14 protein-coding genes are annotated in these 15,803 nt (G+C 62.3%); 6 read left to right on the forward strand and 8 right to left on the reverse strand.

The window, feature by feature from the left end; genetic code table 11:
- Position 1: 1 nt before the first annotated feature.
- From KUV39_RS06915 to KUV39_RS06935, 5 genes are read right to left on the reverse strand one after another with little or no spacing between them, the layout of a single operon-like run.
- Positions 2-1,279 (reverse strand): amidohydrolase family protein, encoded by a 1,278-nt coding sequence (locus KUV39_RS06915; protein ID WP_222459330.1) that lies wholly within the window; start codon positions 1,277-1,279, stop codon positions 2-4.
- Complete coding sequence (locus KUV39_RS06920) at positions 1,279-2,223, reverse strand: ABC transporter permease (protein ID WP_046210796.1); 945 nt, start codon at positions 2,221-2,223, stop codon at positions 1,279-1,281. Before KUV39_RS06920 ends, KUV39_RS06915 begins: the two co-directional genes overlap by 1 nt.
- 1 nt (position 2,224) lies before the next feature.
- Positions 2,225-3,274, reverse strand: a complete 1,050-nt coding sequence (locus KUV39_RS06925; RefSeq protein ID WP_222459331.1) for an ABC transporter permease — start codon at positions 3,272-3,274, stop codon at positions 2,225-2,227.
- Positions 3,264-4,832, reverse strand: coding sequence for an ABC transporter ATP-binding protein (locus KUV39_RS06930; protein WP_244998257.1), 1,569 nt, complete (start codon positions 4,830-4,832; stop codon positions 3,264-3,266). The genes KUV39_RS06925 and KUV39_RS06930 overlap by 11 nt, the downstream gene beginning before the upstream one ends.
- A 13-nt stretch (positions 4,833-4,845) precedes the next feature.
- Positions 4,846-5,877, reverse strand: coding sequence for a BMP family protein (locus KUV39_RS06935; RefSeq protein ID WP_008561925.1), 1,032 nt, complete (start codon positions 5,875-5,877; stop codon positions 4,846-4,848).
- A gap of 437 nt (positions 5,878-6,314) precedes the next feature.
- On the opposite strand from KUV39_RS06935, the gene KUV39_RS06940 reads away from it, so the two are divergent.
- Positions 6,315-6,665, forward strand: coding sequence for a RidA family protein (locus KUV39_RS06940; protein ID WP_008559624.1), 351 nt, complete (start codon positions 6,315-6,317; stop codon positions 6,663-6,665).
- Between the two features lie 24 nt (positions 6,666-6,689).
- Here KUV39_RS06940 and KUV39_RS06945 read toward each other — a convergent pair whose 3' ends face one another.
- Positions 6,690-7,514 (reverse strand): PaaX family transcriptional regulator C-terminal domain-containing protein, encoded by an 825-nt coding sequence (locus tag KUV39_RS06945; protein ID WP_050673006.1) that lies wholly within the window; start codon positions 7,512-7,514, stop codon positions 6,690-6,692.
- A gap of 82 nt (positions 7,515-7,596) precedes the next feature.
- Entirely contained in the window at positions 7,597-9,627 is a 2,031-nt protein-coding gene (paaZ, locus tag KUV39_RS06950; RefSeq protein WP_008563288.1) for a phenylacetic acid degradation bifunctional protein PaaZ, read from the reverse strand.
- A 128-nt stretch (positions 9,628-9,755) separates the two neighbouring features.
- On the opposite strand from paaZ, the gene paaG reads away from it, so the two are divergent.
- The 5 genes from paaG to KUV39_RS06975 all read left to right on the forward strand — a co-directional run bounded on the left by paaG (position 9,756) and on the right by KUV39_RS06975 (position 13,847).
- A complete protein-coding gene (paaG, locus tag KUV39_RS06955) occupies positions 9,756-10,541 on the forward strand; it encodes a 2-(1,2-epoxy-1,2-dihydrophenyl)acetyl-CoA isomerase PaaG (protein ID WP_222459332.1) in 786 nt (261 codons plus the stop codon).
- A gap of 2 nt (positions 10,542-10,543) precedes the next feature.
- Positions 10,544-10,981 (forward strand): hydroxyphenylacetyl-CoA thioesterase PaaI, encoded by a 438-nt coding sequence (gene paaI, locus KUV39_RS06960; RefSeq protein WP_222459333.1) that lies wholly within the window; start codon positions 10,544-10,546, stop codon positions 10,979-10,981.
- 43 nt (positions 10,982-11,024) lie between these two features.
- Positions 11,025-12,335, forward strand: coding sequence for a phenylacetate--CoA ligase PaaK (paaK, locus tag KUV39_RS06965; protein WP_222459334.1), 1,311 nt, complete (start codon positions 11,025-11,027; stop codon positions 12,333-12,335).
- Positions 12,336-12,341: 6 nt separating this feature from the next.
- Complete coding sequence (locus KUV39_RS06970) at positions 12,342-12,938, forward strand: TetR/AcrR family transcriptional regulator (RefSeq protein WP_222459335.1); 597 nt, start codon at positions 12,342-12,344, stop codon at positions 12,936-12,938.
- A gap of 111 nt (positions 12,939-13,049) precedes the next feature.
- Positions 13,050-13,847 carry a phosphodiesterase gene (locus tag KUV39_RS06975; RefSeq protein ID WP_244998258.1) on the forward strand — a complete coding sequence of 266 codons (798 nt, stop codon included), beginning with the start codon at positions 13,050-13,052 and terminating at the stop codon, positions 13,845-13,847.
- 91 nt (positions 13,848-13,938) lie between these two features.
- Here KUV39_RS06975 and KUV39_RS06980 read toward each other — a convergent pair whose 3' ends face one another.
- Positions 13,939-15,723: an OmpA family protein gene (locus KUV39_RS06980; protein WP_222459337.1), complete on the reverse strand. Its 1,785-nt coding sequence runs from the start codon at positions 15,721-15,723 to the stop codon at positions 13,939-13,941.
- Between the last annotated feature and the right edge of the window lie 80 nt (positions 15,724-15,803).

Here is a 15,803-nt window from a genome sequence, read left to right on the forward strand (position 1 = left end):
CTTAGGGCAGGGCATGACGGCGACGAACCTGACCAGGACGGCCAGGCAGTGACAAGGTCGCATCACCGCGTGCACTGCGGGAAATGATCTTGCCTTTTGCCACAACCGCCAGCCGCGCCGGCCGCAGGCGCACGGCCTCGGTCGGGGTGGCGGCATCCAAAACCACAAGAGAGGCCTTGGCGCCCTTTTTCAGCCCATAGCCCTCCAGCCCGATGATCTGGGCGTTGGTCTCTGTCACCATGGTAAAACAGCGCGCCATTTCCTCAGGGTGGGTCATCTGGGCGACATGCAGCCCCATGAAGGCCACATCCAGCATGTCGCCTGTGCCAAGGCTGTACCAGGGATCCAGCACGCAATCCTGCCCCCAACCGACCGCAATGCCGTGGGCCTGCATTTCCTTCACGCGGGTCAGGCCTCGTCTCTTGGGGAAACTGTCATGGCGACCCTGCAGCACGATATTGATGAGCGGATTGGGAATTGCACTGACGTCTGCCTCTGCAATCAACGGCAAGAGCTTGGAGACATAGTAGTTGTCCATCGAATGCATCGACGTCAGATGGCTGCCAGCAACGCGGCCACCCAGGCCGTGGCGCAGGGTCTCTCGTGCCAGTGTTTCGATATGGCGCGACAGCGGATCGTCTGTCTCATCGCAATGGATGTCCACCATCAGGCCACGCTCGGCCGCAATGCGACACAGATCGACGAGCGAGTCCGCACCTTCCTGCATCGTGCGCTCAAAGTGAGGGATGCCGCCGACCACATCGACTCCCATATCCAGCGCCCGCAGCAAGTTCGCGCGCCCGGTTTCCGTTCGGTACAACCCATCCTGAGGGAAGGCGACAAGCTGCAGGTCGATGTAGCCCTTGACCGCCTCGCGCAGCTCCAGCATGGCAGTGACCCCGCGCAGGTGATCCGGGGTGGTGTCCACATGGGTGCGGATCGCCAAAAGCCCCATGCTGGCGGCCCAGTCGCAATAGGTCAGCGCGCGCTCGACCATATCCTCTACGCTTGCTTCCTCGCGCAGTTCTCCCCACAGGTTGATGCCTTCCAGCAGCGTGCCCGAGGCATTCACGCGGGGCTGGCCATAAGACAAGGTGGCATCCATGTGAAAATGCGGGTCGACAAATGGCGGCGAAACCAGATCGCCGGTCGCGTCGATCGTCTCCTTCGCGGTGGCCTCCAGTGCGGGGGCGATCTCTGCGATGGTGTCTCCGGTAATGCCGATATCCGCAACAGAACCATCCGGCAGCGTGCCGCCTTTGATGAGCAGATCAAACATCATCTCTCTCCCTTGTTGAACGGCACCATCAGCGCCGCAGGAACCTCTGCGCGTCGTGACATCACGACCAGCGCCAAAATCGACAGAATATAGGGCAGCATCAAAAACAGCTGATACGGGACCAACGCCCCGATCCCCGTCTGCTGAAGCCGGATCTGCAGCGCATCAAAGGCCGCAAAAAGGATTGCGCCCAACACGGCCTTGCCGGGACGCCAGGCCCCGAACACCACCAGCGCAATACAGATCCAGCCGCGCCCGTTCACCATGTCAAAGAAAAAGCTGTCAAAGGCCGACAGGGTCAGAAACGCCCCGCCAACCGCCATGAAACCACTGCCCGTGATGACCGCGCCCATGCGGATCGCTGTCACGGACAGACCTTGCGCTGCGACAGCCGAAGGGTTCTCTCCTGCGGCCCTGACCGCAAGACCCACAGGGGTGCGATACAACGTGTAGGCACAGATCGCGGCCAACAGAAATGCAGCATAGGTCAGCGGCGTCTGCGAAAACAGCGCAGGCCCAATCAGCGGCAGATCGGCAAGGAGAGGTATCTCATAGGGTTGAAAGGCCTCGATCTTGGGCGGAGAGGAGACTTCGGGCAAAACCACGCGATAGGTGTAAAAGGTCAGCGAGGTCGCCAGCAACGTCAGGCCAATCCCGACCACATGCTGCGAAAGACCAAAGGGCACGCTGAGTGTTGCATGCAGCAGCCCAAAGGCCATGCCGGTCAGCATTGCCACCGCAACGCCCCCCCAAAGCGGCAGCCCGGCCCAGACTGCGATCCAGCCGGAGAATGCGCCCGCAACCATGATCCCCTCGATCCCGAGGTTCAGCACACCGGCCCGTTCGCAGATCAGCTCTCCCAGCGTGGCAAAGATCAGCGGCGAGGCGATCCGGATGGCAGCGGCCCAGAAACTTGCCGACAAAAGGATGTCCAGAATATCCATCTCAATCCCTCCGCAGGCGGAATTTGCTCAGCAGGATGGCAAGCACCATCAACAACAGAGCCGAGGCCAGCATGATATCGGCAAGATAGCTCGGCACCCCTGCGGCCCGGCTCATGCTGTCGGCGCCGACAAAAATGGCCGCCACAAACAACGCCGCAAAAACCACGCCAATGGGGTGCAGAAGGGCCAGCATCGCAACAACGATGCCGGTGTAGCCAAAGCCGGGGCTCAGATCGAGCGTCAGCGCCCCCTTGAGACCCGCCACCTCGGAATACCCTGCCAGCCCCGCCAACCCACCGGACAGCAGCGCGGTCTTGAGGATCACTTTGGTGACAGGAATGCCCGCAAACTGCGCAGCCTCAGCATTCTGCCCCACCGCCCGCATTTCATAGCCAAGCGTGGTGCGCGTATTGATGAGCCAGATAGCGACGGCCGAAATCAGCGCCAGAGCAAACCCCCAGTGCAACCGCAACCCGTCCACCACCCGTGGCAGCCGCGCCTCTGGGTCCAGGCGTGGTGATTTCGGCCAGCCCATCCCCATCGGATCTTTCAGCGGTCCCTCCAGCAGGTAGGACACAAACAGAAGAAAGATAAAGTTGAACAACAGCGTGGTGACAACCTCATCCACGCCCAGCCGGGTTTTCAGCAGCGCAGGCCCAAGTAGCAGCCCCGCCCCGGCGACCATCGCCGCCAAGGCCAGCAGCGGCAAAAGCAGCGGCGCAGGCAGCGCCAGCGCGCCCGTGCCCAGAACAACCGTTACAACCGCCCCGGCATACAGCTGGGCCTCGGCGCCGATGTTCCACAGCTTCGCACGAAAGGCGACAGCAACCGCAAGCCCCGTAAAGATCAGCGGGGTCGCCCTGTTCAGGGTCTCAAGGATCGCAAATTTCGACCCAAGCGCCCCTGACAGGATCAGCCCGAAAATCGAAAACGGGTTGCCCCCGGCAATCTGCGCAAGAAGCGCGGCAATCACAAATGTTGTAAGAATGGCGGCGGCAGGCGGGATCAGCCGACGCTGCCAGCTGGGCGCCGCGATGGGTTCAAGGCGCATGGGGGCCCTCCGCTGTCATCGTGTCAAACCCGTGTCCGGCCATCCAAGCGCCTAGATCTTCGGGCTGTTGGCTGCCGCGCGGAAAACTGGGGCTGAGCCTGCCTTCGCTGATCACATGGATCACATCGGAAAGCTGCATGATCTCGTCGAGATCCTCTGAAATCAGCAAGACCGCTGCGCCCCGCGCCCGCGCTTTGGCCAGTTGTTCATGGACATAGGTGACCGCGCCGATGTCCAGCCCGCGCACCGGTTGGTTGGCGAGAATTATGTCGGGCGCCAACTCCAGCACGCGGCCCAGGATCAGCTTTTGCATATTGCCGCCGGATAACAACCGGATGCGGGTGTCCGGCCCCGGACAGCGCACGTCGTAGGTCGCGATCAGATCCTTGGCAAACTGCCGGGCAGCCCGCCAGTCCAGCCATCCCTTGCGCGCAAACCGGGTCGAATAGGTTTCCAGTATGGCGTTCTCGGTCAGATCGAAATCTGCGATGGTGCCGGTCTTGTGGCGGTCCTCGGGGATGCGTGCAATGCCTGCATCGACCGCCTTGCGCGGTGACCATGCGCCGATCTCGCGCCCGCGGATGCGGATCTGGCCGGACTGGGCGGTGATCAGCCCCGAAATCAGATCAGACAGCGCTGCCTGGCCGTTTCCTGATACGCCGGCAAGCCCGGTGATCTGGCCCGCTGCCAGATCCAGCGTAACGTTGCGCAGCCCCGGCGCAGCCCCATTGTCTGGTGTTGATACGCCTTGCAGCTGCATCAGCGCAGGCCCCGCTGCATTCGGTGCAAACCTTGCAGGCTTCACGTCAGCCCCGACCATCAGTGACGCCAGTTCATCGCGGCTGGTCTGAGCGGTGCGCCGCTCTGCCACCAGACGGCCATGACGCAGCACCAGAACGCGATCTGAAATCGCCATCACCTCATGCAGTTTGTGCGAAATGAAGATGACCGAAAGCCCCTGACCGATGGCCTCTCTCAGCGTCGCAAAAAGCGCATCGGACTCCTGTGGTGTCAGAACGGCCGTGGGTTCATCCAGGATGAGGATCCGCGCGTCGCGATAAAGCGCCTTCAGGATTTCAACACGCTGGCGCTCTCCCACCGTGAGGCGGCCCACTTTGGCGTTGGGGTCGACCTTCAGGTGAAAGCGCTCGGAAAGACTGCGAATGCGGGCTCTGGCGGCGCTGGCATTCAGTCGCATCTGAAAAAACGGCTCGACGCCCAGGGTGATATTTTCCCAGACCGTCAGATTGTCTGCGAGGGTGAAATGCTGGTGGACCATGCCCACACCACCATCCAGCGCCGCTCGGGGCGCACCGGGTGGCAGGGTTGCGCCAAACAGCTCAACCTCTCCCGCGTCGGCCGTATACTGGCCAAAGAGGATGTTCATCAGCGTGGTCTTGCCCGCGCCGTTTTCACCAAGAAGCGCGATGACCTCGCCGGGAAAGAGGTCAAAGCTCACGTCTTCATTGGCCGTCACCGGACCAAACCGCTTGGTTATCTCTTTAAGGCGCAGCACCGGGCCATTGGCCGCGCGCTGCGCCATGCTGGGGGTTGTCATGCCTTGGCTCGGATCACGACGAGGTGGGTTCTGCGTCGTTGATCTCTACCACATAGGATCCATCCTTGATGGCCGCCGTGCGGCTGGCGATCAGGTCCAGTGCAGCTTGGGGGATCTTGCCCTCAAAGGTGCCAAACGGGGCAAGCGAGGCGCCGCCTTCCTTCATGAAGGAATAGGTGCCATAGTCCGCCGCCACAAAGCTGCCGTCGCGCACCTTGGCGATGGCCGCATCCAATGTCGGCTCGAAATGCCACAGTGCCGATGCCACCACGGTATCGGGATAATCCCCTTGGGTGTCGATCACGTTGCCAATCGCCAGAATGCCCTTTTCCTTGGCCGCGTCAGACACGCCAAAACGTTCTGCATAGAGCATATCCGCGCCATTCTCGATCATGGCAAAGGCGGTTTCCTTGGCTTTGGGCGGGTCAAACCAGCTGCCGATAAAGGAGACCTGGAAGGTGATATCCGGGTTCATTTCGCGCGCACCGGCCATGAAGGCATGCATCAGGCGGTTCACCTCCGGGATCGGGAAGCCACCGACCATGCCGATATTGCCACTCTCGGACATGGCGCCCGCAACGATCCCAGACAGGTAAGAGGCGTCCTGAATGTAGTTGTCGAACACCGCAAGGTTGGGCAGGCTCGGATCCTCCTTGAAGGAAGAGCCCATCAGAAACGCGACGTCGGGATAATCTGCGGCGACTTCCCGCGCTTCGGCCTCGACCCCAAAGATTTCGCCAATGATCAGCTTGTGGCCCTGCTCGGCATATTCCCGCATGACGCGCGGGTAATCGGTGTTGGAGGTGTTTTCGGAAAACGTATAGGTGATATCGCCGCGCTCCTGCGCGGCAAGCGCGGCCACATGGATGCGGCTGACCCACTGCTGTTCCACGGGGACGGTGTAGATGCCTGCGACCTTGATCGGGTCGGCGGCCAGAACGGGATCTGGCAGAACCCCGGCAAGCGCAACAGCCAGCGCGCCCGCGGCAGTGCTGGTCAGGAATTGGCGGCGCGACAGCCGCGCTGCGGTCTTGATCTTGGTCATTCTCACTTCCCCCTGTGGATTGGCCTGCTTGGGCAGGCTTGGTCTGGAATGGCACCGCAGCTGCGGTGCGTGCAGTCACGCTAAGGGCCCCGAATGCGGGCCGCCAAGGGATCCGCTGCATTCACATCCAAAACTATAGAGGCGTGCCTCTTATCTGGGCAAGAACCAATTCATACATCCTAATTTGTGCGTTATTTGAACGGCTTGCAGCGCGTGTTGGCCCATTTTGTGCGGGGTGCGCACTGGCGGTGATCACCGGCCAGATATGGGCACCGGGCTGTGCCAAACCGGATCGTCCCACCGGCCCTTGGGGCAGGTTTATGCCGCGACAGGGGCCATCGTGGCCGCGCTGACGTTGCGCGCGGGCGCGGCTCTGGCTATCGAGTTGGCGAGGCCACTTCGGCCGACCTCAGGTTTTTTGGAGACAGGACATTCAGATGAGCGACATCGAACGCAGCCACACCGGCACCCGCATGAGCCAGATCGTCAAGCACGGCGATACCATCTACCTCGCAGGCCAGGTCGGCACTGCCGGGGCCAGTGTTGCCCAGCAGACTCAGGATTGTCTGGATAAGATCGACGCCCTCCTGGCCGAAGCAGGCAGCGACAACACCCGCATCCTGCAGTGTGTCATCTGGCTCGCGGATATGGCGGATTTCGAAGAAATGAACGGTGTCTGGGATGCCTGGGTTCCCGAAGGCCATGCACCCGCGCGCGCCTGCGGCGAGGCAAAACTGGCCCGCCCCGATCTGCTGGTTGAACTGATCGTGACCGCAGCGGCAAAATAAGGCGGCCGCCTGACAGCTGTCGTGTCAGTCCGCAGTCCCGGCCAGATCGCCGTTGGCGGCAAGGGTCGGGCGCGGCAACGCCTCCAGCAGCTCTGCCACCCGACGGCGGCAGGGCTCTCCGCGCCAATCGTCCGGATGCAGTGACAGCGGCAGATCCGGATGGCGCAGAACCACCCGCCGCCAGCGGTGCACGATCAGCGTGCGCAGCGTGGCGATCTGCGCTGCGGATAGCTGTTCATCAATGGCCAGCCCGCTGCGCGCGCTGTTCAGTTCGGCCAGCGTCACGTCCAGATCCGAACAGGTGACGCGCAGATCCTCGGGAAACAACCGCCTCTGCAGCCACTCTGGCACCGCCAAATCAGGATTGTGCACCACCAGCAGATCACGGGCCACCGATGCAGCTTTGCCAAGACCCAGCGCCGTGCAACGGTTGACGCTGACGTAATCTGCCTGCTCCAGCAATCCATCCAGCATGGCGGACTGACCGTCTTCTGCAATGGCCAGATGCCACTCTGTGGGCGGGGCAATTTCGCGGGCATAAATCCGGGGCGTCACTGCCGCAGACTGGCTGCGCCCGCTTTCGGTCAGGAAATGCACAGACGCCCGGCCCGAGCGGGTGCTGTCGATCCAGCCATCCTTGCGCAGGCGGTGCAGCGCGACGCGGATCGCTTCGGGCTTGATGCCCATCGGCGTGATGATCTGCGTCAGGGTCTGCCCGTTGATAGAGGCCCCTTTTTGCTGCGCCAGATCCCCGAACAGGGACACGATCACCGACCAGACCCGCTGGTTCTGCGGGTCACTCAGCTTGGAAACGGCGGTATCAAACCAGAGATCTTGGGCATCAGTCATACCCTTATGTCTAAGCCCCCGGAACGCGATAGGCCAGTCCATACGGACTGGCCCAGGGCAGGTGCGGTGCTACGGCGATGGATCAGTAGGCGTTCATCGTCAGCAGTTCATACTCTGCCGCGATTTCATCGTCCTGATTGGTCAGCGTCACATGCCAGCGCACTTCACCGTATTCATCGTTGCGCGGGGTCTTTTTCTTGACGCTCAGGCGCACCTTGATGCTGTCACCGGCCGCAACCGGCTTCATGAAGCGCAGGTTATCAAGGCCGGTGTTGGCCAGAACCGGGCCTTCGTCGGGTTGCACGAACATGCCCGCAGCAAAGGACAACAGCAGGTAGCCATGCGCCACACGGCCCGGAAAGAACGGGTTACGCTTGGCGGCTTCGTCATCCATATGGGCATAGAAGGTGTCGCCGGTGAAATGGGCGAATGTCTCGATATCCTCCAGCGTCACGGTGCGCGGCGCGGTGTGCAGGGTCTCGCCGACCGCCAATTCGCCGAACTTGCGGGTAAAGGGGTGTGCGGGGCCTTCGATCTCGGTGCCACCCGGAACCCATTTCTCGCCAATCGCCGACAGGATGTCGGGTGAACCCTGAATGGCGGTGCGCTGCATGTAGTGTTTGACGCCGCGCACGCCGCCCATTTCCTCGCCGCCGCCGGCCCGACCAGGGCCGCCATGCACCATGTGGGGCAGGGGAGAGCCATGGCCGGTCGATTCCTTCATCGAGTCGCGGTTGTTGAAATACAGTCGGCCATGATAGGCGCCGGCGCCGATCGCAACCTCACGGGCGACGGCAGGGTCATGGGTGATAACGGACGCCACCAGCGAGCCCTGACCCCGGTTGGCCAAAGCGATGGCGTGGTCCAGATCGCGGTAGCCCATGATGGTTGAAACGGGGCCAAAGGCCTCGGTGTCGTGCACGCGTTCCGCCGTGTCAGGCGCTTCGCAGTGATACAGCATGGGCGGCACAAACGCGCCCTTGGCCGCGTCCGCACCCGTCACGTCAAAGCGCTCCGGATCGCCAAAGACGCGGGTGGCCTCCTGACCGATGATGGCGGCCTTTTCCATCACGTCGCGTTTCTGCGCATTCGACACCAGCGCCCCCATCCGGGTCCCTTCAAGGCGGGGATCTCCGATCTGGGTCTTCGCCAGACGCTCTGACAGGGCTGCAATGACGGCCTCGATCTGGCTTTCCGGCGCGATGATGCGGCGAATGGCGGTACATTTCTGGCCCGCTTTCGTGGTCATCTCGCGGCTGACTTCCTTGACGAACAGGTCAAATTCCGGCGTGCCTGGCTGGGCGTCAGGGCCAAGGATGGAGGCGTTGAGACTGTCCTGTTCCGCAACGAATCGCACCGAGTTCCGCAGGATCACAGGGTTTGCGCGCAGTTTCAGCGCGGTTTCGGCAGAGCCGGTAAAGCTGACAACATCCTGCATGCCAAGGTGGTCGAGCATATCGCCAAGCCCACCGGACACCAGCTGCAGCGCCCCGTCCGGCAGGATGCCCGACTCCAGCATCAGTCGCACCGCCAGTTCGGTGACATAGCAGGTGGCGGTCGCGGGTTTCACGATGGCGGGGACACCGGCCAGCAGGGTCGGGGCCAGTTTCTCCAGCATGCCCCAGACCGGGAAGTTGAAGGCGTTGATATGCACCGCAACCCCTTGCAACGGCGTGCAGATGTGCTGACCCAGAAAGGTGCCGTTGCGCGACAGCTGTTCGACATCCCCATCCAGGTAGACATGGCCGTCCGGCATTTCGCGCCGCCCCTTGGAGGCAAAGACGAACATGGTGCCGATGCCGCCATCAATGTCGATCATGTGGTCGGACTGGGTGGCGCCGGTGTTGAACGACAGATCATAAAGCGCCTGCTTGTGCTGGTTCAGATGACCTGCAAGCGCCTTGAGCATCCGGGCGCGGTCGTGGAACGTCATCTTGCGCAAGGAGGGGCCGCCGACAGAGCGAGCATAGTCCAGCATGCCCTGTACATTCAGCGTATCATTGCCCGCTTGGGCAATCACTTCGCCTGTGATCGCGCTGGCAATGTTGCGCGCACCTGCACCCGGTGCAATCCACTGACCAGCGGCAAAGCTGGAAACATCAAGAAGGCTCATCGTGAGATCCTTTGCATCTGTTGCTGGCCGACCACCCAAGGGCGCAATCGGCGGGGTTGCAAATATATTGACCGTCCGGTCGGTTTATGCAAGATCTTTATCCATGACGTCAGAGGGAGGGCGCGGCAATGTCGGATACGCTGCTGGTGCAGGGGCATGGAAACTGGGTGGAAATCACCCTGAACCGGCCTGATCGGCTGAACAGTTTCAACGAGGAAATGCACTACGCCCTGCGCGCCGCACTTGAGGCCGCGCGCGACGGTGCCGCCCGTGCGGTGCTGCTGACTGGCGCGGGCCGCGGCTTTTGCGCGGGGCAGGATCTGGGCGACCGCGATCCGCGCAAGATGGATGGCCCCCCGGACCTCGGGAACACGGTGCGCACATTCTATGCCCCACTGGTGAACCTCATCCGCTCTCTGAATTTCCCGGTGATTTGCGCGGTCAATGGCGTGGCCGCCGGGGCAGGGGCCAATCTGGCGCTGGCCTGCGATGTGGTGCTGGCCGCCGAAAGCGCCAAGTTCATCCAGTCGTTTTCCAAGGTGGGCCTGATCCCGGACACCGGTGGCAGCTGGCATCTTCCGCGCCTTCTGGGCGAGGCGCGCGCCAAGGGGCTGGCGCTGACCGCTGAACCACTGCCTGCCAAGAAGGCGGAGGACTGGGGGCTGATCTGGAAGGCGCTGCCAGATGACGACCTGATGGCCGAGGCCCGCACGATGGCGGAGAAATTCGCCAACGGCCCGACGCTGGGTCTGGGTCTGACCAAGCAGACAATCCAGGCCGCAGCGGTCAATACGCTGTCCGACCAGCTGGAGATCGAGGCCGACGCGATGAAGACCTGCGGCGAAAGCGCGGATTACGCAGAGGGCGTCGCCAGCTTCCTGGAAAAACGCGCACCCGCGTTCAAGGGCAAATGATCATGACCCCCAAGGAACGCGCCGAGAAATCCGCTGCCGCGATGTGGGCGGATGACCATGCCTCCAAATGGGCGGGCATGGAGATCACCCATGTGGATGAGGGCGCCGCCACGCTGGAGCTGATCGTCACCCAGCACCACTGCAACGGCCACGGTATCTGCCACGGGGGGGTGACCTTCATGCTGGCCGACAGCGCCTTTGCCTTTGCCTGCAACAGCCGCAATCAGGCCACCGTCGCGCAGCACAATGTCATCAGCTACACCGCGCCCGGACGGCTGGGCGACCGGCTGATTGCCACCGCAACAGAGCTGTCACTGACCGGGCGCAGCGGCATCTATGATGTCACTGTCACCAATCAGGACGGCACCAAAATAGCCGAGTTCCGCGGGTTTTCGCGGGCGATCAAAGGCCAATTGTTTGACGAGAAACAGGGCGACTGACTGAGCCGCCAATTGAGACGACCAAACGGTGTGGAGGACGCCAATGAAAGACCTGACCCCCAACAAGGCTGATCTGGACCCGATCGAGATTGCCTCGATCGATGAAATCCGCGCCCTTCAGCTGGACCGGCTGAAATGGTCGGTGCGCCACGCCTATGAAAACGTGCCCATGTATCGCGAGCGGTTCGACGCGGCAGGCGTGCATCCGGACGATCTGCAACAGCTGTCTGATCTGGCGAAGTTCCCGTTTACCTACAAGAACGACCTGCGCGACAACTACCCGTTCGGCCTCTTTGCCGTGCCGCGCAGTGAAATCATCCGTCTCCATGCCTCCTCTGGCACCACCGGCAAGCCGACGGTGGTGGGCTATACCAAGGGCGACATCGACAACTGGGCGGATCTGGTGGCGCGCAGCTTGCGGGCGTCTGGCCTGCGCAAGGGCGATATGGTGCACAACGCCTACGGATACGGCCTGTTCACCGGCGGGCTTGGCGCGCACTACGGGATCGAACGTCTGGGCGCCACTGTGGTGCCGATGTCGGGCGGCCAGACCGAAAAACAGGTCGGCCTGATCACCGATTTCAAACCCGACGGCATCATGGTGACGCCCTCCTACATGCTCAACATTCTGGAGCAGTACCTCAAGGTCGGCATGGATCCGCGCGAATGCTCGCTCAAGGTGGGTGTCTTTGGCGCCGAACCCTGGACCGACGCCATGCGCAAGGAGGTCGAGGACGCCTTTGACATGCATGCGGTCGATATCTACGGCCTGTCCGAGATCATGGGGCCGGGTGTCGCCAACGAATGCGTCGAGACCAAGGATGGCCCGGTGATCTGGGAAGATCACTTCCTGCCGGAAATCATCGACCCGCAGACGGGCGAGGTGCTGCCGGATGGCGAGCTGGGCGAACTGGTGTTCACCACGCTCACCAAGGAAGGCCTGCCAATGATCCGCTACCGCACCCGCGATCTGACACGCCTCCTGCCGGGCACCGCACGCTCGATGCGGCGGATGGAAAAGATCACTGGCCGCAGCGACGACATGATCATCCTGCGCGGCGTCAACGTCTTTCCCAGCCAGGTGGAAGAGCAGCTGCTGGCTACGGGCGGCCTCGCGCCTTACTACCAGATCGAGCTCTACAAATCCGGCCGCATGGACGCGATGCGGGTCTTTGTAGAGGCCAATCCCGATGCCACCGACGAACTCAGCAAGACCGCGGCCGCGCGGATGCTGACCAAGCGCATCAAGGATATGGTTGGCGTCTCGACCGAGATCATTGTAGGCGAGCCGGGTTCGGTGGAGCGCAGCCAGGGCAAGGCCAAGCGCGTCGTCGACAACCGCAGCAAGGAGTAACCCCGCTTGGCCCGCACGATCGCAAAAGACCACGACGAGAAACGCGCCCAGATTCTGAAATCTGCGGCCAAGGTGTTTGCCGAGGCAGGGTTCGACCGCGCCTCGATGACCCAACTCGCGCGAGAGTGCGGGATCTCCAAGGCCAATATCTATCACTACTACGACAGCAAGGATGCCGTCCTGTTCGGCGTCCTTGACACCTACCTGAGCGAGCTGCGCGACCGGGTCTGTGGCGTCGATGTCAGCGCGCTGTCCCCCGATCAGCGGTTGCGCCGCATCGTGTCGGAAATCCTGCTGGCTTATCAGGGCGCGGACCACGAACATCAGGTTCAGATCAGTGCAATGGGCGCGTTGCCGGAAGACCAGCAAAAGCTGCTGCGCGCCTATCAACGGGAACTGGTCCAGGTGGTCAGCGACGCGCTCGCAGCCGTCGCACCCACCACATTGGCCCAGGACAGCGAAAAACTGCGCTCTGCCACGATGTCGGTCTTTGGCATGTTGAATTGGTATTACATGTGGAACTCCGGCGCAGGCTCTGACGCGCGTGAATCCTACGCCGATGTGGTCGCAAACCTGACCCTCGGCGGGGTCGGCAGGCTTTAGGGGCGGCGACCAAACAGCAGGTCGGGATGTGCCCCGGCTTGCGCCAGACAGTGAATTTGCACCATAGTCACGTCGGATTTATTGGGCCGGACCGGCCGGGACGTGATTTCGATGAAACTGATTTGGATGTCAGATCTGCATTTCCAGCACAGTGGAGAGATCCTGGGTCATGACCCGCAACTGCGCCTTGATGCAGCCATCGCCTATATCAACCAGCACCATTCCGACGCCTCTTACTGCGTGATTTCCGGCGACATGGCAGAGACCGCCACCGCCCGCAACTATGCCGATCTGGCTGACCGCCTCGACCAACTGGCGATCCCCTGTCTGCCGATGGTGGGCAACCATGATGACCGGGATCTGCTGCGCGCGCAGTTTCAGGTGCCGGACAGCTGCATGGACGGTTTTCTGCAATACTCCGTGGACACTCCGGCTGGGCTCATCCTGTGTCTGGACACTCTCAAACCGGGCGCGTCGGAGGGCGAATTCTGCGCCGAGCGCGCCCGCTGGCTGACCAACACATTAGACGCAGCACAAGACAGGGCGGTTCTTCTGTTTCTCCACCATCCGCCAATGCCGCTGGGTCTGCCCATGCAGGACAGCGCGCGGCTGGAACATGGTGCGCGCTTTCTTGAGATCATCGAAGGCCGGGCAAACGTCCGCCATCTCTGCGTTGGTCATGTGCACCGATCCGTGACCGGCACCATCCGGGGCATCCCCTTCACGGCCCTGCGTTCTGTGCTCTATCAGGCGCCGCCACCGCAGCCAGAATGGGACTGGAACAGCTTCACCCCAAGCGCCGAAGCGCCCGAACTTGCTGTTGTGTCGTTTGAGCAGGACAGCGTGACCATACAGCCGCTCCAATTCTGCCCCTATCACGTTGGCACATCAGGCCGGGGTCGGTCATAACGCTCCGATGCCCTCCACGGAACGCAAAACACCCCGCCGCGTTTCAAGGCGCCGGGGTGTGTCTGTCTGTTGATACGAACGGACCGCGCGATTACTGCGCGCCACTCAGCAGTTGGGTGATGCGGCGCACGGCCACGCGGCGGTTCGCGCGCTCGGCCGTAAGGGTGCGCACAGCCAGATCACTCTCACCATAGCCCTGCACCACCATGTTCTCCGGGGGTACGTCGAAATACTCGGTCAGCGCCAGCGCCACGGTTTCCGCGCGACGGTCCGATAGCGCAAGGTTGAAGGTCGCAGCCCCAACCGCATCGGTGTGGCCTTCGATCAGGAACACCTCGGCGGGGTTGCGGTCGATCAGCTCACGCAGGGCATTGCCAAGGGCCGCCAGCTCCTCCGCTTCCTGCGGGCGGATCACCGACGATCCAGTGTCGAAGTTCACCGAATCCACGTTGATGACCGGCGTCAGGCGACGCACCGCATCAATGTTGCGGATCTGCGCCAGCGAGAAACGGCGCTCTACCGACTTGGCATCTTGTGCGGCAAGCGCAGCTGCAAGATCCTCGGCAGAAACGGCCCTGCTGCTGGAGACGGCGTTGCGGTCCTCCTGAACCTGTGGCAGCTCGTTGACGACCACGCGCTCTGCTTTCTGGGTGTCATCAAACAGCACCACGCTGCGCCCATCCGGCAGCAATTTGGTGCGGCGCAAAACCCGCCCTTCGGCAGAGCGGATGGTTTCCACCTCAACCCCGTTTTCGCGCACAACCACAGTGCGGGTCGAGCCATCGGCGAAGCGGTAGGTGGTCACATTCGACCCCGGCTGACGCAGCAGCGCGTCATCATCCTTCAGCACACGGTATTGGCCGTTTTGCTCGACAATGGCGCGGTCGCCCGAATTGGCGACAACCTTGCTGCCGTTGTTCAACAGCGTGCCGATCGCCAAGGCTCCCAGCCCCAACAGGACATTGCGCTCGCGGGTGGACAGACCGCTGTCATCTTCTTCGGCCGCCGCTGCGTTCTGTTGCGGGGCCGGGGCCGCGTCGCCAACAGCGGTTTCGAACTCCTCGTCAGAGCTGCGGGCGGTCTCCTCGGTGACGACTTCCTCAATCACTTCGGGCTCTGCCGCTTCTGTGCTCGGATCGCCAGCGCTGGCAGCTGCGGCGCTGGCTGCACTGCCGTCCCCGTCCAGCGCATCGGCCTGGGCCTGGCTGTCGATTTCGGCCAGTTCGGGATTGTCGGTGCCTTCGTCCGCTTCCTCCTGCGATTGGGCCAGATCTGCGGCAATGGCCTCCGCCGTCGCCTCGGACCCATCAGCAGCCTCTGTTACATCGTCTGCAGCGGACGTCTCTGCAGGCGCGTCGGTTTGGGGGGCGGGCGCACTCTCGGTGTCAGCTTCAGCAGTGGTGTCCGTGCCAGCCTTCTCTGCGGCGTCCGCCTGCGGCTGGGTCTCTGCGCCTTCGGTTGGCTGGGTGTCCGCGCCTTCGATCGGCGGCGCGTCCGTGGGTTCCGATGCCTGCACCTCGGCTTCGGCCTGCACGTCTGCGTCTGCGTCTGCAGTCAGCTCCGCGACGCTGGCCAGAACGCTGGTGGATTGCAGCTCGCCGGGCAAATCCGCGTCAAAGGCACCAGTGCCATAGGCCTTGCAGAACTTGGCGATCTTGCCGGTCTTTTCTTCGACCTCCTGACCTGCGGCCAGTTTCTTCTGGGTGCGTTCCGCCCGCTTGCGGCATCGATCCACCAGATCGCTGATTTCACCTACAGACATCTGGCTGAGATCAATCTGCTTGCCGCCCTTGTTTTGCGACAGGGCAGGAAGAGGGGCTGCCAGCGAGATCATCACCGCGAGCGCCGTGGATGATTTGAAAATACCCGGTTTCATGTCGGTTCCTTTCTGTTCCGGCACATGGCCACAGAAAGACAACGGATGACTCACAAGAAAGTTGCGCAGCAGCGGCGCAA

The sequence above is a fragment of the Phaeobacter italicus genome (genome assembly GCF_019801785.1).
In the GTDB taxonomy this organism is placed as follows: Bacteria; Pseudomonadota; Alphaproteobacteria; order Rhodobacterales; family Rhodobacteraceae; genus Phaeobacter; species Phaeobacter italicus.